Raw genomic sequence first — 16,455 nt, forward strand, 5'->3', positions numbered from 1 at the left:
CTCCTCAGAAGACGAAGCGCCAGGTGAGCCCGGCGGCGATCGCGGCGCCCCCCGCTGCGAAAGAGATGCCGCTCCACCGGCGGCGGTCTTCCCAGGTCTGGCGCGAGCGCGTGTACGAGGCGGGGTCCGTGGCGGCGTTCGCCCCGTCCGCGGCGGAGCGCGCGGAGAGGGCGAGGAGGGTCCCGGCGGCGACCGCGGCGACGCCGGCGCCGACCGTCGTCCAGGCGGCGACGCGGGCCGGGCTCGGGCCCGGCGGAGGCGGCAGCGCCCGGACCAGCTCGCGCAGCGCCGCGCGCAGCGGCTTCACGGCGTCCGCGCCCGGCGCCACCTCGAGCGTGCGGCGCGCGCGCTCCGTCTCGTTCGCCGCGTCCGCGAGCACGAGCACGAAGCGGCTTCCCTCGAGTCGCCCCTCGGCGCCGGCGGCGACCGCGTAGGCGAGCCCCGCCCGCCGCGCGGCCCGTGCGCCCTCGGCCACGTCCTCGCAGGTGACGCCGTAGTCGAGGAACTTCCCTCCGGCCTTGCGGGCCGCCTCGGCGAGCGCGTCCCCGCGCGCCAGCACCGGGTCCCCGGCGACGCGGGGTCGGCACAAGAGGAGCCGGTCCTGACTCGCGCCGGCGACGAGCGCGAGCGTCAGCGTGAGCGCTCCGGACAGAGCCATGTCGGGCGGTGCCTCCAGGGGCGAGTGAGACGGACCGTGGATTTTCGAGCAGCCGCGCCGGGACTGCAAGTGACGTGCGCCGACCGTGAGGAGCGGCGGGTCGGCGCGTGGGCGCTCCTGTGTCCCGGTGTCGGACCCGATCGGCCGCGCCGCGGACCCTCCCCGCGCCGCGGCAAGCGCAGGACACGCCCGCGAGCGCTGGAACGATCGTCGCATTGGCGCCCGGCGATTGAAACCACCCGCAGCGAACCTTTACTCTTCGTCGCTACCGCCGACGCTCTCCGGAGAACAGAGATGCCGACCCATCGCCCAGCGCGCCCCGTGCTCCGCGCCACGCTTCCGCTCGCGCTCGCGGCCGCGCTCGCCTGCTCGCAGGGCGGGCCACGCCCGATCGCCTGCGACACGGCCGAGTCGTGTCCGCCCGCCTCTCGCTGCCTCGCCCGTGCGTGCGTCGCCGACGCGGCGCCGCTCGCGGGCATCTCCCCGCTGAGCGTCGTCGAGGCCAACGCCGTCGTCACGCTCGACGGATCGCGCAGCTCCGACCCGGACGCGCCGGACGACGCGATCGTCGCCTACGCGTGGACGGTCCGGGCGGTGGACGCACCCTGCGAGCCTCCCCTCGTCGCAGGGACTGCCGCCACGGCGGCGGTGCGGTTCGCCTGCCCGGGCCGCTACGAGGTGTCGCTCGTCGTGAGCGACGAGCTCTCCGTCGAGAGCGACCCCGCGAGCGTGCTCGTGGACGTCGCGCCACGCTCCGGCGCGCCGCTCGTGACGGCCGGCGCGGACGTGGTGGCGGAGCATCGCTGCGAGGGGGAACCGCTCACGTGCCGGCCGCTCACCGAGCTCGGGGGGGCGGTCGCGCTCTCCGCGACCTCGGCGGTCGCGGGCGCGAGCTTCCGCTGGACGGTCGAGCCGCCCGCGGGGCGCGCGGTCGACGCCACCCGGCGCGTCCTCTTCGAGCCGGGGCCGGACGTCGCCACGCCGACCGTGCGGGTCGAGACGGACGGCGCCGCGATCTCGGGGGACTGGGTCTTCCGGGTGGAGGCACGGGACGGCGCGGGCGTGATCGGCACGGCCGCGACGCGCGTCAGCGTCGGGAATGCGCCGCCGGTGGTGACGGAGACGATCCCCGTCTTCCAGCACGCGTTCGACGCCGCCTCGTCCCGGTTCTCGGCGCACGGCGCGATCGGCGTCGTCCTCTCGGATCCCGACGGCGACCCGCTCGAGGGCCAGACCGTCTCGGGGCATCACGTCGGCGACGGCTCGGCGTCGTTCGACGTCCAGGATCTCGGCGATCGCGCGGCGTTCAGCATCGAGCTCCCCTACTCCGAGCCGGGCGACGCGGCCTTCCTCATCGGCGGCGAGGGGCTCGAGCGGACCATCACCTTCTCGGTGCGCGACGTGAATGGGGCGGCAGCGAGCGAGACCTGGCCGGTCGTCATCGGGAACCGGCCCCCGGAGATCGTCGCCCGGATCTCCTCCTGGGACACCGACCACGTCTACGACGCAGTCGCGGGCGCCTACCGCGCCTCGGCGGGGCTCGCCACCTGGCGGGACCCCGATGGCGATCCGATGGTCCAGGGGGATCCCACGGGCGACGCGGCCTGCCCCGACTACGTCCTGAACGCAGACGGTCGCGTCTTGATCGCGTGCAGCCTCCCGTCCGCGGTGGCGCCGGTGGCGGCGAACTTCGTCGGCCCGCACGACATCCAGCAGCGCGTGGCGGACCCGTTCTCGCTCTCCCCGGCCGCGACGCTCTCCCGGCTCGTGATCGGCAACCGGCCTCCCGTCGTCACTGCGCAGGCCGTCACCATGAGCACGAGTTGCGTCGAGACGCTCGTGTGCTGCGACCCGGAGTGCCTCCAGGGCGAGTACGCCATCTCCGCCGTCTCTGGAACGGCGACGAACCTCGTCGCCGATCCCGACGGCGACCCGCTGCAGGTGACGCTCAGCTCCGGAGCGGCGAGCGTGTGCCTTCCGGATCGGTGCAGCTTCTCGATCGGCTGGTCCGCTGACCGCTCGTGCTCCGCGGAGACGACCCGCTCGTACACGGTGACCGCCAGCGACGGGGTGGCGACCTCGACCGGCTCGTTCCTGGCTACGCGGACGTGCGCGCTCTGACCCGCTTCCGCTCCACCGCCCCGTCCGCCGCCTCCGCCACCCGCTCCGCCCCGAGCGCCTTCTCGAGAACCTCGTCCGCGCCCGCGGCGAGGAGCCGGGGGGCGAGCTCGGGGTCCGAGCGGCCGGTCACCACCACCACCGCGAGCTCGGTCTCGCCGCCCGCCTCGCGGATGGTTCGCACGAAGACCTCGCCGTCCATGCCGGGCATGCAGACGTCGGTGAGGAGGAGGTCGAGGGTGAGGAGCTCGTCGGCGAGGGCGCGGAGACCCGACGCGCCGTCGGCGGCGGTCACCACCTCGAAGCCGCGCGCCGCGAGCGCGTCGCCGAGCATGTCGCGGTGGAGCGCGTCGTCGTCCACGACGAGCGCGCGGCGCGGCCTCGCGGTGAGCTGGACGATGGCCGCGTAGAGGCGCGCCTCCTCCGCGGGCTCGAGCTGGAAGCGCACGCCCATGCCCTCGTCGTTCACGTAGGCGACGGTGGCGCGGGTGTGGAGGTCGCCGCCGTCGGGGAGCCGGATCGCGAGCGCGACGGGCGCGCCGACCGCCGCCGGGCTCGCGGTCCGCACGAACGCGCCGCCCTGGGAGAGGTTCTCGACGAAGTCCCGCTCGAGGTCGGCGCCGGTCTCGTAGGCGAGCGTGGCGCAGGCGATGGCGGACGCCGCCTCGGCTGGGCGGAGCGCGATCCGGCCGAGCACCTTCACCGGCGCGTGGACCTCGAGGCGCGGGGCGGAGCGCGTGATCTCCCAGGGCGACGGCGCGGGCGGGGCGACGTGCGCGGCGAGCGCGGCGGCGAGCGCGGGCGGCTCGGGCTCGACCGCGAGCGTGTAGCCGGCGGGCGCCCCGGAGGTGGACGCCGCCGGCGGGCGAACGGCGGCGACGCGCGCGCGGCCCTCCACCTGCCGCGCGACGCCCGGCACGCGCACTGCCAGCACGAGCTCGTCGCCGTCGGGCGGGGCCATCGGCGAGGGGACGAAGAGCGCGGCAGCGGCGGGGTCGTAGCTCGCCCCAGCGGCGGACGCACCGGCGAGGTCGAGCGCGAGCGCCGGCCGCTCGCCGGGGCTCCGCCGGCGGAGGGCGGGCGCGCCCGCGTCCGTGAAGAACGCGGCGGTCGCGAGGTAGAGCTCGGCGCCGGCGACGTCGGCGAGCCGGGGCTCGCAGGCGGCGAGCGCCTTCCGGAGCTCCTCGAGATCGGCCGGCGGGATGCGGCCGATGTCGCTCGCTCGACCGCCGGCGCGCGCGGCCCAGAACGCGAGCCGCTCGCTCGCGCCCGCGGGCGCCGCGGCCGGCGAGAAGCGCAGGAGCGCGAGCAGCCGGCGCGAGGAGGGGTCGATCCCGAGATCGCAGCCGTCCAGCGCCGCTCCGAGGAGCTGCGGCAGGGCGAGCACGAAGCGTTCGGCGGCGAGGAGCCGCTCGCCGCTGGCGCGCTCGAAGATGCAGAGGTGGTCGGCGGTGCTCATCCGTGCGGGGTCGAGGCGTGGCGCTTCTGCAACCCGGGCGCCGGGTCGAGACGCCCGTGATCCAGGCGTCCTGCCGCGGGTCATCGCCGCGCGGGGTCGCAGCATACCCGACCCCGCGACCCGGAGTGCAAGGGGCGCTAGCTGATCGGCTCCTGGGGCTCGCGCGCGACGAGGGAGGCGGCGGCGTGACCGACGTCGCGCCGCAGCACGGCGGGGATGCCGTCGCGCCAGGCCTTGGCGAGCTCGGCGACCGGGACGGAGAGCGCGCCCTGGATCTCGAGCGTGTCGCCGCCCACCGCGCCGAGCCGGATCACCGGCGCGCCGCACTCCTGGGCGAGCGCGACGAAGCGGGCCGCGCTCTCCTTCGGCATCGACACGAGGATGCGGCTCGCGTCCTCGCCGAACAGCACGAAGTCCTTCCGCGCAGGGAACGGCACGCGCACCGCCGCGCCGATCCAGGGCGTCGTCTCGGCGCCGGCCGGCACGCCGTGCATCATGCAGCACTCGGCGAGCGCCACGGCGAGGCCGCCGTCGGAGCAGTCGTGCGCCGACGAGAGCAGCCCCTCGCGCACGGCGCGGCGCACCGTCTCCTGCACCGCCTTCTCCCTGGCGAGGTCGAGCGCGGGCGGGCGCCCCGCCTCCTTGCCGTGCTCGGCGGCGACGTACTCGGAGCCGCCCACCTCGCCCTGCAGCGTGCCGACGAGGGCGATGACGTCGCCCGCGTGCTTGAACGCGCTCGTGCAGGTCTTCTCCACGTCCGGGACGAGGCCGACCATGCCGATGGTGGGCGTGGGGAGGATCCCCTGGCCCTCGGTCTCGTTGTAGAGCGAGACGTTGCCGGAGACGACCGGCGTCCCGAGCGCGCGGCAGGCGTCGCCGATGCCGCGCACGCACTCCGCGAACTGCCACATGATCTCCGGCTTCTCGGGGTTGCCGAAGTTGAGGCAGTCGGTGATGGCGATGGGCTCGCCGCCCACGCAGGCGATGTTGCGCGCGCACTCGGCGACCGCGTGCTGCGCGCCGAGGTGCGGGTCGAGGAAGCAGTAGCGGCCGTTCGCGCCGACGGAGATGGCGATGGCCTTCTTCGCGTGGCGCGCGTCGCCGGTGGCGATCCGCACCACCGCCGCGTCGCCGCCGGGCCGAACCGCGCCGACGAGCCTGACCATGTGGTCGTACTGCTGGTAGACCCACTCCTTCGACGCGATGGTGGGGCGCGCGAGGAGGCGGAGCAGCGTGTCGCCGAGGTCGGCGGGCTCGGGGAGCGTCGAGAGGTCGAAGGCGTGCAGGTCCGGGAGCGCCGGGTGCGGCGTCATCGGGCGCTGGTACTTGGGCGCGCCCTCGGTGAGCGGGTCCACCGGGAGATCGGCGACGAGCTTCCCCTGCCAGTGCGCGCGCCAGCGGCCGGTGTCGGTCACGCGCCCCACGACCGCGACGTCGAGGTCCCACTTCGTGCAGATGCGGCGGACCACGTCCTCCTTGCCCTCGGCGGCGACGAGGAGCATGCGCTCCTGCGACTCGGAGAGGAGGATCTCGTAGGGCGTCATGCCCTCCTCGCGGAGCGGCACCTGGTCGAGGAAGAGGTCGAGGCCGTTGCCGGCGCGGCCGGCCATCTCGACCGACGAGGAGGTGAAGCCGGCGGCGCCCATGTCCTGGATGCCGACCACGGCGTCCGTCTGGAAGAGCTCGAGGCACGCCTCGAGGAGCAGCTTCTCCATGAACGGGTCGCCGACCTGCACGGTCGGGCGCTTCTCCTCGGTGGAGGCGTCGAACTCGGCGGAGGCCATGGTCGCGCCGTGGATGCCGTCGCGGCCGGTCTTGGCGCCGATGTACATGACGGGGTTCCCGACGCCCGCCGCGGTGCCGAGGAAGATCTTGTCGGCCGGGAGGATGCCGAGCGTGAACGCGTTCACGAGGCAGTTCCCGTTGTAGCTCGGGTGGAACATCACCTCGCCCGCCACCGTCGGGACCCCCATGCAGTTGCCGTAGCCGCCGATGCCGGCGACGACGCCCTCGAGCAGGTAGGCGGTCTTCGGGTGGCTGGGATCGCCGAAGCGCAGGGAGTTCGCCGAGGCGATGGGGCGCGCGCCCATGGTGAAGACGTCGCGGAGGATGCCGCCCACGCCGGTCGCCGCGCCCTGGTACGGCTCGATGTAGCTCGGGTGGTTGTGGCTCTCCATCTTGAACGCGGCGGCGAGCCCGTCGCCGAGGTCCACCACGCCCGCGTTCTCGCCGGGACCCTGGAGCACGCGCGGCCCGGAGGTGGGGAACGTCTTGAGGTGCACCCGCGAGGACTTGTACGAGCAGTGCTCGCTCCACATCACCGAGAAGACGCCGAGCTCGGTCAGGTTCGGCTCGCGGCCGAGGTGGCGCTTCACCTCGTCGTACTCGGCCTGCGTGAGCCCGTGCTGGGCCACCACTTCCGGCGTGATCTTCTCGGTCATGAGGCGGCGGATTCTAGACGGCGCTCCTCGATTCGGAAACCGTCAACGAGCGAAGCGAGCCCGGCGGGGCGCCCCCGCGACCGCGGCGAAGCCGCCCGCGGTGGCGCACGGGACCCGGCGAGCGGGGGCGCAGCCCCCGTCAGGCCGTCGGCTCGCGTGCGCTCGCCCGGACGGCGGCCGGCCGGACGTCGTGAGCGGGGCGCGGGCGAGATCCGCGCCGCGGCTCAGGGAGGGGTGGAGAGGCAGCTCACGGTGGCGTCGGCCGTGGCGGTCACCTCGCAGGCGCCGGCGCCGACGTTCTCGAGCTGGGCCGCGCCGCTCAGCGTCCCGGTCACGCGCTGGTCCACGCGCAGCTCGGCCCGCGCGCTGGCGCTGAGGTCGACCGACGCGTCGGTGACGCGGTACTCGCGCGCGTCGAGGTGCGCACCGCCTCGCTGGCCCCCGGCGAGCCGGACCGAGAGCTCGGCGCCGCCCGTCCCTCCGAGCCGCACGTCCGCGCCGTCGTCGGCGTCCACGGCGAAGGCGTCGGCCGCGGCACCGCTCGCCGTCACGTAGCAGCCGTCGGTGGCGGCGAGGAAGCGGAGCACCGGCACGGAGACGACCACGCGGATCGGGTGGGTGGAGTCGAAGGACGAGAGCGTGGAGCGGACCTCCAGCACCTGGCCGTGGAGCGGGTCCGCCTTCACGGCCGTCGAGATGTGCTGCAGCAGGTTCTCGTCGCCGCTCACCGTCACGTGCTGGGCGGACGCGCCGGCCGTCAGCTGCGCCTGGATCCCGTCCTCGACGCGGAGCCCCTCGAACGCGCCGACCTGGCGCGTCTCCTCGCGCAGGACCCCGTTCCCTTTCACGTACGGGTCGCAGGCGAGCACCAGGCCGGCGAGGAGCGCGGACAGGAGGGCGGCCGCGCGGCAGGCGGGCGAGCGGCGAGCGGGTGTCGCGAGGTGGCGACGGTGCCGCGCCGCCGCTGCACGCCCCGGCACGGCGCTCGGAGCACGGGCGTAGGAGGTGGGCTGCGGGATCCCGAGGAGATGCGCGCCTGCGTTCACGATCGACGCTCCCCGGCGGCTCCCATCGCGCGGGAGCGTGCCGTCTCCGAGGATAGCTGCAACTCGCTCGCCGGAGAATTCCTCCTCCGCCCGTCCCCGCGAGAAACCGCTCCAGCGCGGGGCGCACGTCGCCATGCGAGGTGGGAGCGCGTGCGCAAGGACCGTCGTGCGGCGCAGGACGCGCGTCGAGCCGGCCGGCCGGCGCAGCGGGCGCAAGGGATGCGCCCGCCACGCCACGGCGGGGACGCGGCTCAGCGGGGCGCAGCGGGCTCGCGCACGGCGAGCGAGCGCGCCACGCGAAGCGTCTCGCCCACCGCGAGCACACGCACCCGCTCCGGCGAGAGGTCACGCCGCACGCGCTCCGCCTCGACGCGCCGCGGCGGCTCGTCGAGCGGCTCGTCGGCGAGCTTGAACGTGCCCCAGTGCATCGGGACGAAGGTGCGGGCGCCGAGGTCCGCGAACGCGCGGAGCGCCTGCTCGGGGTCCATGTGCTGCCGGAGCATGAACCAGCCGGGCTCGTAGGCGCCGATGGGGAGGAGGGCCGCGTCGATGGATGGGAAGCGGTCGCCGATCTCCCGGAACCCGGCGAAGTAGGCGCTGTCGCCCGAGTGGTAGACGGTGGCGTTCGAGCCCTCGACGACGAAGCCGCCCCAGAGCGTCGCGTTGGTGTCGAGCGGGCCGCGCCGGCTCCAGTGGTGGGCGGGCACGAACGTGACCCGGACGGAGCCGACCTGCGTCGAGCGCCACCAGCCGAGCTCGGTGGCGGCGAGGCCCCGCGCGCCGAACCAGCGTGCGAGCCCGAGGCCCGCGACGACCGGCGCCCCGACCGCGCGCAGCGTGGGGAGATCGAGGTGGTCGTAGTGATTGTGCGTGACGAGCTGCGCGTCGATGGGCGGAAGCCCGTCGAGCGGCACGCCGGGCGGGACGTTCCGGGCGATGCCGCCGAAGATCGCCGGCTGGAGCACCGGATCGACGAGGAGCGACACGCCGTCGACCTGGACGAGGAAGCTCGCGTGACCGAGCCAGGTGAGCCGTGCGGGCTCGCCCTCCGCGGGCGGCCGGGAGAGGCTCGCGACGTCGGCCACGACGGTCGGGACGGCGGCCCGGTCCGGAGCGCGCCTCCGCCTGCCGGTGAGCCGGTCCCAGACCGCCCAGCGCAGGACCGTCGCGAGCCCGGCGGGATGCGAGCCGTCGAGGTTCACGAACCTACCGTCTCGATCGTGCGGCTGTCCGAACGCGGTCATGGGCATGGCGAGGGCGCGCGACGGGAGGGTGGCCGCTCCGGAGCGCTGCGCGTCGGTTAACGGCGGCGACGGCGGCGCGCCAGCGCGGACCGTGGTCACAAGGCGAGCAGGAGCTTCGTCATGTCGTAGCGGTGATCGCCGCGCTCGCAGACCGGCACCGGCGAGGCGGGGAGCCGCAGTCGCTCGATCATCCGGTTGTAGCCCAGGTCCATGAGCGTCCGGAGGTTCACGGCGTCGTGCAGGTTGTACTCGACGAAGGTGCGGAGCGCGGTCGCGTCGCCGCGGAGGTGGAGGCGCCAGAGCCGGATCGCGTCGCGCCCGTCGACGCCGTCGAGGTTCGCGGCCCGACCGACGCCGGTCTCCTTCTCGAGGAGCTTCAGGCCGCCCTTGTGACCGAGCCGCGCCCAGAGGTGACGGAGGTCCACGTGCGCGCGCGGCGGGCGCCAGCCGGGGAAGGCGCTCCGCAGGATGGGCACGTCGAAGGAGAGGCCATTGAAGGTAACGAGGAGCTTCCAGTCCGCCGTCGCGTCCGGGAACGCGTCGAGATCGCGGCCGGCGAGGAAGACGCGCGGGCCGCGGCGATCGAGGATCCCGACGGCGGTGACCGCCTCGCCGTCCGTCTCGATGTCGAGGAACGCCGCGTCGGCGGCGAACGAGGCGTAGAGCCGCCAGCGCTCGTTGCGCGGGAGCATCGCGGCGAGGGTCTCCGCGTCGCCGCGCTCGAGCGCGGCGCGCGCGACGGCGAGGGCGTCGCGCAGGCGCGCGTCGGTGCGGGCGGAGAGCGCGACTGCGGGCGGCGCGGGGAAGTCGTCCCAGGTGCGCACGCCTTTCGCCCAGAGCTTCGACTCGAGCCAGGGGCCGACGCCGGGCGCGAGGCGGAAGGTGCTGCGGATCAAGCGGGTCCGTCCGAGAAGTTCGAGTGAGCCGGCGCCCCGCGCGCGGCGGGAACGAAGCGGTGGGGAGCTTACGCGCGGAGGCGAGGTCAGTGCAAAGCGACCGCCGCGGGGAGGATCACGCGGAAGGTGCTGCCCTGGCCGAGCTGGCTCGACACGTCGACGCGGCCGCCATGGGCCTGCACGAGGAGGCGGGTGATGTAGAGCCCGAGCCCGAGCCCCTCCGGCTGGCGAGCGCCGCGCGCGCGGAAGAAGCGCTCGAAGACGTGCGGCATGTCCTCCGGCGCGATCCCGACACCGCGGTCCGTCACCACGAGCGCGACCCCTTCCGGATTCGCCGCCACCTCCAGCGTGACGTCTCCCTGCGGCGGCGAGTACTTGAGCGCGTTCGTGAGGAGGTTCACGACGATGCGCTCGACCCGCTCCGGATCGGCGAGGGCGCGCGGGACGTCCGGGTGGACGACGAGCTTCACCCGATCCGTGTCGAGGGCGCCGCGGAAGCGCTCGAGGAGCTCCGGCACGAGCTCGCCGAGGTCCACGGGCTCGAGGGAGAGGCGCAGCTGCCGGTCCTCGAGCAGGGTCGCCTCGACGAGGTCCTGGATCATCGCGCTCATCCGCTCGCAGCTCTTCAGGATCACGTTCGTCCGCGCCTCGACCCGCGCGGCGTCGTCCGGGTGACGCCGGAGCAGATGGGCCTGGTTGTAGACCGCGTTCAGCGGCGTCCGCAGGTCGTGCGAGATCATCCGCACGAGGTCGTCGCGCGCCTGCTCCATCTCGTGCAGCGCGGTCTCGTCGGAGAAGGTGAGCACCGCGCCGACGATGGCGCCGTCTGCGCCGCGCACGGGGGCGGCGCTCGCGAGGACCCAGAGCGACCGGCCCTGGTACTCGACGCGAACGTGCGCGCTCGAGACCGTCTCGCCTCGCAGCGCGCGCGCGATGGGCGTCTCCTCGAGGCGCATGAGACTGCCGTCGGGCAGGAAGACGCGCATCGCCTCGAACCGCTCCGCGAGCGACGAGACGGCCTCCTCGGGCGCGTAGCCGAGCATCCGCTTCGCGGTCTCGTTCATGCGGAGGATCTCGCCGCCGCGGCCGTAGAGGACGAGGCCGTCGGCGATCGCGTCCACGGCCGCGTCGAGCTCGGCGGCGCGCCGGAGCGCGGCGTCCGCCGCGGCCTCGGCGGCGCGCCGGGCCTCCCACGTGTCGGAGGTCTCCCAGGCCGCGAGGAGGAGGGCGAGCCCCCGGCGCCACGGGACGCGCTTCACCTGGACGGAGAAGCGCCGGGACCGCCCCGCGGCCGGCACGATGTAGTCGTCGACGCTGAGACCGGCGCCGGTCGCGAGGACGTTGGTGAGCGCCGGCACGACGACGGGATCGCCGGTGGGCCAGACGTCTGCGAAGCGCTGGCCGACGGGATCGACGTCGGGGCGGGTGAGCGCGCGGCACGCGGCGTTCACGTGATCGACGACGAGCTCGGGCCCGACGAGGAGCACGAGCGCGACCGGCGAGGCGTCGAACACCGCGTCGAGCATCGCGACGCTGATCCCGTTGGTGCCGCGAAGGACATCCCCGGGCGCCGGCACGAGCCGACGCTCCGAGTTCTCGCCCGTTGTACCCATCGTGCCTTGGCCCCCGCCGAAACCGAACCTATGGCGGCGGGTCGAGGTTGACGCGGCCCCCTGCGGAGTGCGGCGGAGCGCGCATTTGCGGCAAATCGTGCACGCGTTCACGGCAATTCGTGCGCCCGCTCCCAGGCGCTGCGCCACGCGCCGCTCGCCTCTGCGTGCGACAGGAACCGTGCGTAGAACGGGTGCCGCGCCACGGTCGCGCCGTCACCGACCACGACCAGCTTCACGCGCGCGCGGGTGAGCGCCACGTTCATGCGGCGCACGTCCGCGAGAAAGCCGACCTCGCCGGTCTCGTTCGCCCGCACGAGGGAGACCACGACCGCGTCCTTCTCGCGGCCCTGGAAGCCGTCGACCGTGTCCACCTCGAGCCCGCGATCGAGGTGGACCGCGAGGAGCTGACGGAGGCGCTGCACCTGGGCATCGTACGGCGAGATCACCGCCACCTCGGAGGGATCGAGCCCCTGCGCGAGGAGCGCCTCCACCTCGGCGGCGACGAGCGCCGCCTCGCCCGCGTTCTGCTTCGAGTCGGAGCCTTCAGGCGTCTCCTCCTCGAAGCCGCGCCCGGAGGTGTCCACCACCTCGAGCGGCGCGCCGTCGATGGCGCGCTCGGCGACGGCAGGGTGCGCGCGCAGCGCCCCGCCGTAGAGGGCCTCGGACGGGAACGCCATGATGCGCGCGTTCATCCGGTGCTGCTCGGCGAGCGTGACCTTGATCGCGTCGCCGTGCAGCGCGACGAGCCGCTCGAACAGCGAGACGCCGAGCCCGCCCGCCTGGGCCGCCGCCGAGAGCACCGTCGGCGGGAGCTGGAGGTGATCGCCGGCGAGGACCGCCCGCTCGGCCCGGAGCAACGCGAGGTACAGGGCGGGTTCCACCGCCTGTGTGGCCTCGTCCGCGACGGCGAGCGGGAACCTCCGGCGGGCCAGCGCCGGGGCGTCGAGCCCGGTCAAGGTCGCGAGCACCACGTCGGCGCGATCGAGCACCTCGGCCTCGGCTCGCGCCTCGAGCGAGCGCGCCTCCGCGAAGAGCGCGCGCGCGTCGCGCTCCCTCTCGCGCGAGGCGCTGTAGCGGCCGGGACCGCGCTGCTGGCGCCGCTTCGCCGCCGAGCGCCTGAGCGCGATCGCCTCCTCCACGAGCCCCCTCGCGATGCGCGCGGCCTCGTGGGCCTCCGCCTGCGCCTCCAGCGTGTGGGCGAGCACGGCCGGGAGCACCCGCGCCGGATGTCCGACCCTCACGCAGGCGAGGCCGGCGGCCGCGAGCCGCTCGACGAGGTTGTCGACCGCGAGGTTGGAGGGCGCGGTGGCGAGTACCTTCTCGCCGCGAGCCACGGCGCGCCGGATCACCTCCACGAGCACGGTCGTCTTCCCGGTCCCGGGCGGACCGTGGACGAGGGCCAGATCGACCGCGCGGTCGGCGAGGTCGAGCGCCGACGCCTGCTCCGCGTTGAGCGGGCCGGGCAGGACCGGTCCGCGCGCGGCGCGCTCGAACCGTGGGGGCGTCCCGGAGAGCACGCCGTGCCAGCGCCGCCCGGCCGGATCGTCCCGCAGGCGCGCGAGGCCGCCGGCGAGCCGCTCCCAGGTGACCGGCGAGGGCTCGAGCTCCAGCACCACTCGGCCGTCCGTCGCCCAGTCGGGCGGCGGCTCGTCGAACGCCACGGCGAGCGACGCGCGCGTCCGCCGCGCCACCACGCCGCGCGGCGCGTCGGTCCGCTCCTCCCGGCGTAGGGTGACCGAGACCAGGCTGCCGACGCCCACCCGCGCGCCGCCGAGCGGGCGCCCCCCGGGGCGCGCGTAGGTGACGAGCGCTCGCCCGGCGAGCGCCGCCTCCTCGATGGCCTCCACGTCCGCGAGGGCGAGCCCGCGCGCCTCCCGCTCCGCGAGGGCGAGCCGGCGGCGGGCGTCGTCGAGGCGAGCGCGCTCCTCCTCGCGCTCGGCCGCGAGGAGGGAGGACAGGTGGTCGAGGTGGTGCACGAGATCCAAGGCTCTCCTATTATCCGCCGCGATGCCCGCCGACTGCGTCCTCTGGTTCGACCCGCGCTGCTCGGCGAGCCGCCGGGTCCTGGAGCTCCTCCGCGCGCGGGGCGTCGAGCCCGAGCTCCGCCGCTTCCTCGAGGAGCCGCCGACGGTCGCGGAGCTCGGCGCGCTGCTCGCGCTGCTCGGCGCACCGCCGCACGCGCTCGCGCGCGCGGACGCCGACGAGTACCAGGCCCTCCGCCTGTCGGAGCGAACGCCGGCGGAGGAGCTCCTCCGCGCCCTCTCCCAGCACCCGCGCATCCTCGACCGCCCGATCGTGATCTCCGGCGGACGGGCGCTGGTGGCCCGGCCGCCGGAGCGGATCGGGGAGCTCTTCCCCCCGGACTCCCGCGGGGGGTGAACCGGCAGCGAGGCTCAGCGCACCCGGGTCCTCCTACACCTCTGTCAATGTCGCACGGCTGTGCGTGAAGTCTTCGGAAGTCGTTGAGCATTTCGTCGGCGCACCTCGGCTCCGAAGCGCACCGGTTCATGCATCCCAGCCGGGTCGGTGACCGACCCGCTCCCCTCCAACGTCCGGATTCTCCCCGTCGCGCGCGCGCCGGACCTGTTCACGGGCAGCCCGGCCACGCTGTTCGACGCGCTGTCCGCGGCCTCGCCGGACGGCTTCCTCATCACTGCCGCCGATGGGCGCCTGCTCGCGGCGAACGAGCGGCTCTTCGAGCTGTGGGGGATCCCCGCCACCGAGCGCGCCGAGGTCCGCGAGCTCGGGAACACGGCGGCGGCCCGCCAGGCGCTGCTCCATGCCTTGAAGGGCCGCGCGTCCGGCGAGCTCGAGTGCTCGAGCCTTCGCGATCCCGCCGCGGCCCACGTCGACGAGATCGTGCTCCGCGACGGCCGCGTCCTCGAGCGGCACGTCGCGCCGACGCTCGGTCACGACGGCGTCCCGGCGGGCCGGGTGGTGGTCTTCCACGACATCACCCGCCGCAAGCGCGACGAGAACGAGCTGCGCGCGGGCGTCCGGCACGAGGCGGCGCTCGCGACCTTCGGTGAGCTCGCCATGAACGCCGAGAGCGTCGCGCCGCTCCTGCACGCGGTCTGCGCGACGACGGCGGGGCTCCTCGCGCTCGACGCGGCCGCGGTGATCGAGGCGGGACCGGCCGGCGCGACGATCCTCTCCGCGGCGCGGCTCGCCGGCGACCTCCGGCACGCGAGGCTGCCTCCGGCAGATCCGCCGGGCGGGCCGGGCGGCCACCTCGCCCCGCTCGGCTTCGCCGCGGCGCTGGAGGTGGCGCTTCCGGGCCGCGACGGGCCGGTGCGCTTGCTCGGGGCGTACGCGCGGGGCCCGCGGGCGTTCTCGCTCGACGACGAGCGCTTCCTCACCGCCGCGGCGAGCGTCCTCGCCTCGGCGCTCGCCCGGTCCGACGCGGAGCAGGAGCTCATCGCGCGCGAGCGCCAGCTCCGCGCCGTCTTCGACGGCGCGCGCGACCCGATGCTCATCGTCGACGACGGCGCGGCGATCGTGGACGCGAACGCCGCCACCTGCGCCCTGCTCGGCGCGACGCGCGCTGGGCTCGCGGGACGGCCGCTCGACGAGGTCGCGGCGCTCGCGACGGACGGGGCGGGTGCCGGCGGCTGGCGCGCGCTCCTCGCGAAGGGCGGCGACCGCGGAGAGGCGGAGCTCGAGGGCGGCGGGCGCCGGCGCCAGGTCGAGGTCACCGTCACGACGGGCATCCTCCCCGGGCGCGCCCTCGTCGCGCTGCGCGACGTCACCGAGACGCGACTCCTCCACGCGCGGCTCGCGCTTGCGGATCGCCTCGCCTCGGTGGGGACGCTCGCCGCCGGCGTCGCGCACGAGCTCAACAACCCGCTCGCCTACGTGAGCGCGAACCTGGCGTTCCTCTCCGACCGGCTCGAGCGCGTCGAGCGCCTCCTCACCGGCGCGCCGCCCGCCCCGTCCGACGCGGACCTCGCGCATCAGCTCGGGGACGCGGTGCGCGAGGCGCGCGACGGCGCGCAGCGCATGCGCGTGATCGTCCGCGACCTGCGCACCTTCTCGCGCGGCGAGGACGACCGCTCCGGGCCGGTGGACCTCGCGCCGGTGATCGCGTCCTGCATCAACATGGCGCGCCCGGAGATCCGGCGGCGGGCGCGGCTCACCCTCGACCTCGCGCCCGTGCCACCGGTCCACGGCAACGCCGCCCGGCTCGGGCAGGTGTTCCTGAACCTGCTCGTCAACGCGGCGCAGGCGATCGCGGAGGGCGCGCCCGAGCGGAACGAGATCCGCGTCGTCACCCGGGCGCTGCCCGATGGCCGCGTGGCGGCGGAGGTGCGCGACACGGGCTGCGGGATCGCGGCGGAGAACCTCCAGCGCGTCTTCGACCCGTTCTTCACGACGAAGCCGCCGGGCGTCGGCACCGGCCTCGGCCTCTCCATCTGCCACGGGATCGTGACCCGGCTCGGCGGCGCGCTCGAGGTCGAGAGCACGCCCGGCGCAGGCGCGTCCTTCCGCGTCGTCCTGCCCTGCGCGCGCGCGGCGGCGGGGGCGTCCGGCGCGGCGACGACGGCGCGGGCGGCCCGTCCCCGGGCGCAGATCCTGGTCGTGGACGACGAGCCGCTCGTCGCGACGGTGCTCCAGCGCACGCTGCAGGCCGACCACGACGTGGTCGTCGCCGGGAGGGCGCGCGAGGCGCTCGAGCGGCTCGGGCGCGGCGAGCGCTTCGACGCCATCCTCTGCGACCTCCTCATGCCGGAGATGAGCGGGATGGACCTGCACCGCGCGCTCGTCGCGGCGCACGATCCGCACGCGGGGCGCATGCTCTTCCTCACCGGCGGCGCGTTCACGACGTCCGCCCGCGTCTTCCTCGACGGGTCCGGCGTCGACTGCCTCGAGAAGCCGTTCGAGCTCGAGACGCTCCGCGCGGCGCTCGCGCGCCTCCTCGAAGGTGCGGGCGCGGCGGCCGCCCGCTGAGCGCGCACGGGCGAGCGAAGCCGCCCGCGGTGG

At 75.3% G+C, this 16,455-nt stretch carries 11 protein-coding genes; 3 read left to right on the forward strand and 8 right to left on the reverse strand.

What is annotated here, in order from left to right; all coding sequences use genetic code 11:
* Positions 1–4: 4 nt before the first annotated feature.
* The gene (locus MNY62_RS05610; protein ID WP_242343125.1) at positions 5–658 is read right to left on the reverse strand and encodes a hypothetical protein; all 654 of its coding nucleotides are present in this window, start codon (positions 656–658) and stop codon (positions 5–7) included.
* Between the two features lie 294 nt (positions 659–952).
* On the opposite strand from MNY62_RS05610, the gene MNY62_RS05615 reads away from it, so the two are divergent.
* Positions 953–2,779, forward strand: a complete 1,827-nt coding sequence (locus MNY62_RS05615) for a hypothetical protein (RefSeq protein WP_242343126.1) — start codon at positions 953–955, stop codon at positions 2,777–2,779.
* Here MNY62_RS05615 and MNY62_RS05620 read toward each other — a convergent pair.
* The 7 genes from MNY62_RS05620 to MNY62_RS05650 form a co-directional block, all read right to left on the reverse strand.
* A complete protein-coding gene (locus MNY62_RS05620; RefSeq protein ID WP_242343127.1) occupies positions 2,757–4,235 on the reverse strand; it encodes a response regulator in 1,479 nt (492 codons plus the stop codon). The genes MNY62_RS05615 and MNY62_RS05620 overlap by 23 nt on opposite strands.
* A gap of 137 nt (positions 4,236–4,372) precedes the next feature.
* Positions 4,373–6,676: a phosphoribosylformylglycinamidine synthase subunit PurL gene (gene purL, locus MNY62_RS05625; RefSeq protein WP_242343128.1), complete on the reverse strand. Its 2,304-nt coding sequence runs from the start codon at positions 6,674–6,676 to the stop codon at positions 4,373–4,375.
* Positions 6,677–6,900: 224 nt separating this feature from the next.
* On the reverse strand, positions 6,901–7,722 hold the full coding sequence (locus tag MNY62_RS05630; protein ID WP_242343129.1) for a GIN domain-containing protein: 822 nt from the start codon (positions 7,720–7,722) through the stop codon (positions 6,901–6,903).
* A 251-nt stretch (positions 7,723–7,973) separates the two neighbouring features.
* Positions 7,974–8,966 (reverse strand): MBL fold metallo-hydrolase, encoded by a 993-nt coding sequence (locus MNY62_RS05635; protein WP_242343130.1) that lies wholly within the window; start codon positions 8,964–8,966, stop codon positions 7,974–7,976.
* A gap of 95 nt (positions 8,967–9,061) precedes the next feature.
* On the reverse strand, positions 9,062–9,862 hold the full coding sequence (locus MNY62_RS05640; protein ID WP_242343131.1) for a ribonuclease H-like domain-containing protein: 801 nt from the start codon (positions 9,860–9,862) through the stop codon (positions 9,062–9,064).
* Between the two features lie 86 nt (positions 9,863–9,948).
* Complete coding sequence (locus tag MNY62_RS05645; RefSeq protein WP_242343132.1) at positions 9,949–11,439, reverse strand: sensor histidine kinase; 1,491 nt, start codon at positions 11,437–11,439, stop codon at positions 9,949–9,951.
* 143 nt (positions 11,440–11,582) lie between these two features.
* Positions 11,583–13,460, reverse strand: coding sequence for an AAA domain-containing protein (locus tag MNY62_RS05650; RefSeq protein WP_242343133.1), 1,878 nt, complete (start codon positions 13,458–13,460; stop codon positions 11,583–11,585).
* A 22-nt stretch (positions 13,461–13,482) separates the two neighbouring features.
* On the opposite strand from MNY62_RS05650, the gene MNY62_RS05655 reads away from it, so the two are divergent.
* Positions 13,483–13,854: an ArsC/Spx/MgsR family protein gene (locus MNY62_RS05655; RefSeq protein ID WP_242343134.1), complete on the forward strand. Its 372-nt coding sequence runs from the start codon at positions 13,483–13,485 to the stop codon at positions 13,852–13,854.
* A gap of 147 nt (positions 13,855–14,001) precedes the next feature.
* Positions 14,002–16,422, forward strand: coding sequence for a hybrid sensor histidine kinase/response regulator (locus tag MNY62_RS05660; protein WP_242343135.1), 2,421 nt, complete (start codon positions 14,002–14,004; stop codon positions 16,420–16,422).
* Positions 16,423–16,455 lie beyond the last annotated feature (33 nt).

The organism is Anaeromyxobacter terrae (assembly GCF_022690685.1).
In the GTDB taxonomy this organism is placed as follows: Bacteria; Myxococcota; Myxococcia; order Myxococcales; family Anaeromyxobacteraceae; genus Anaeromyxobacter; species Anaeromyxobacter terrae.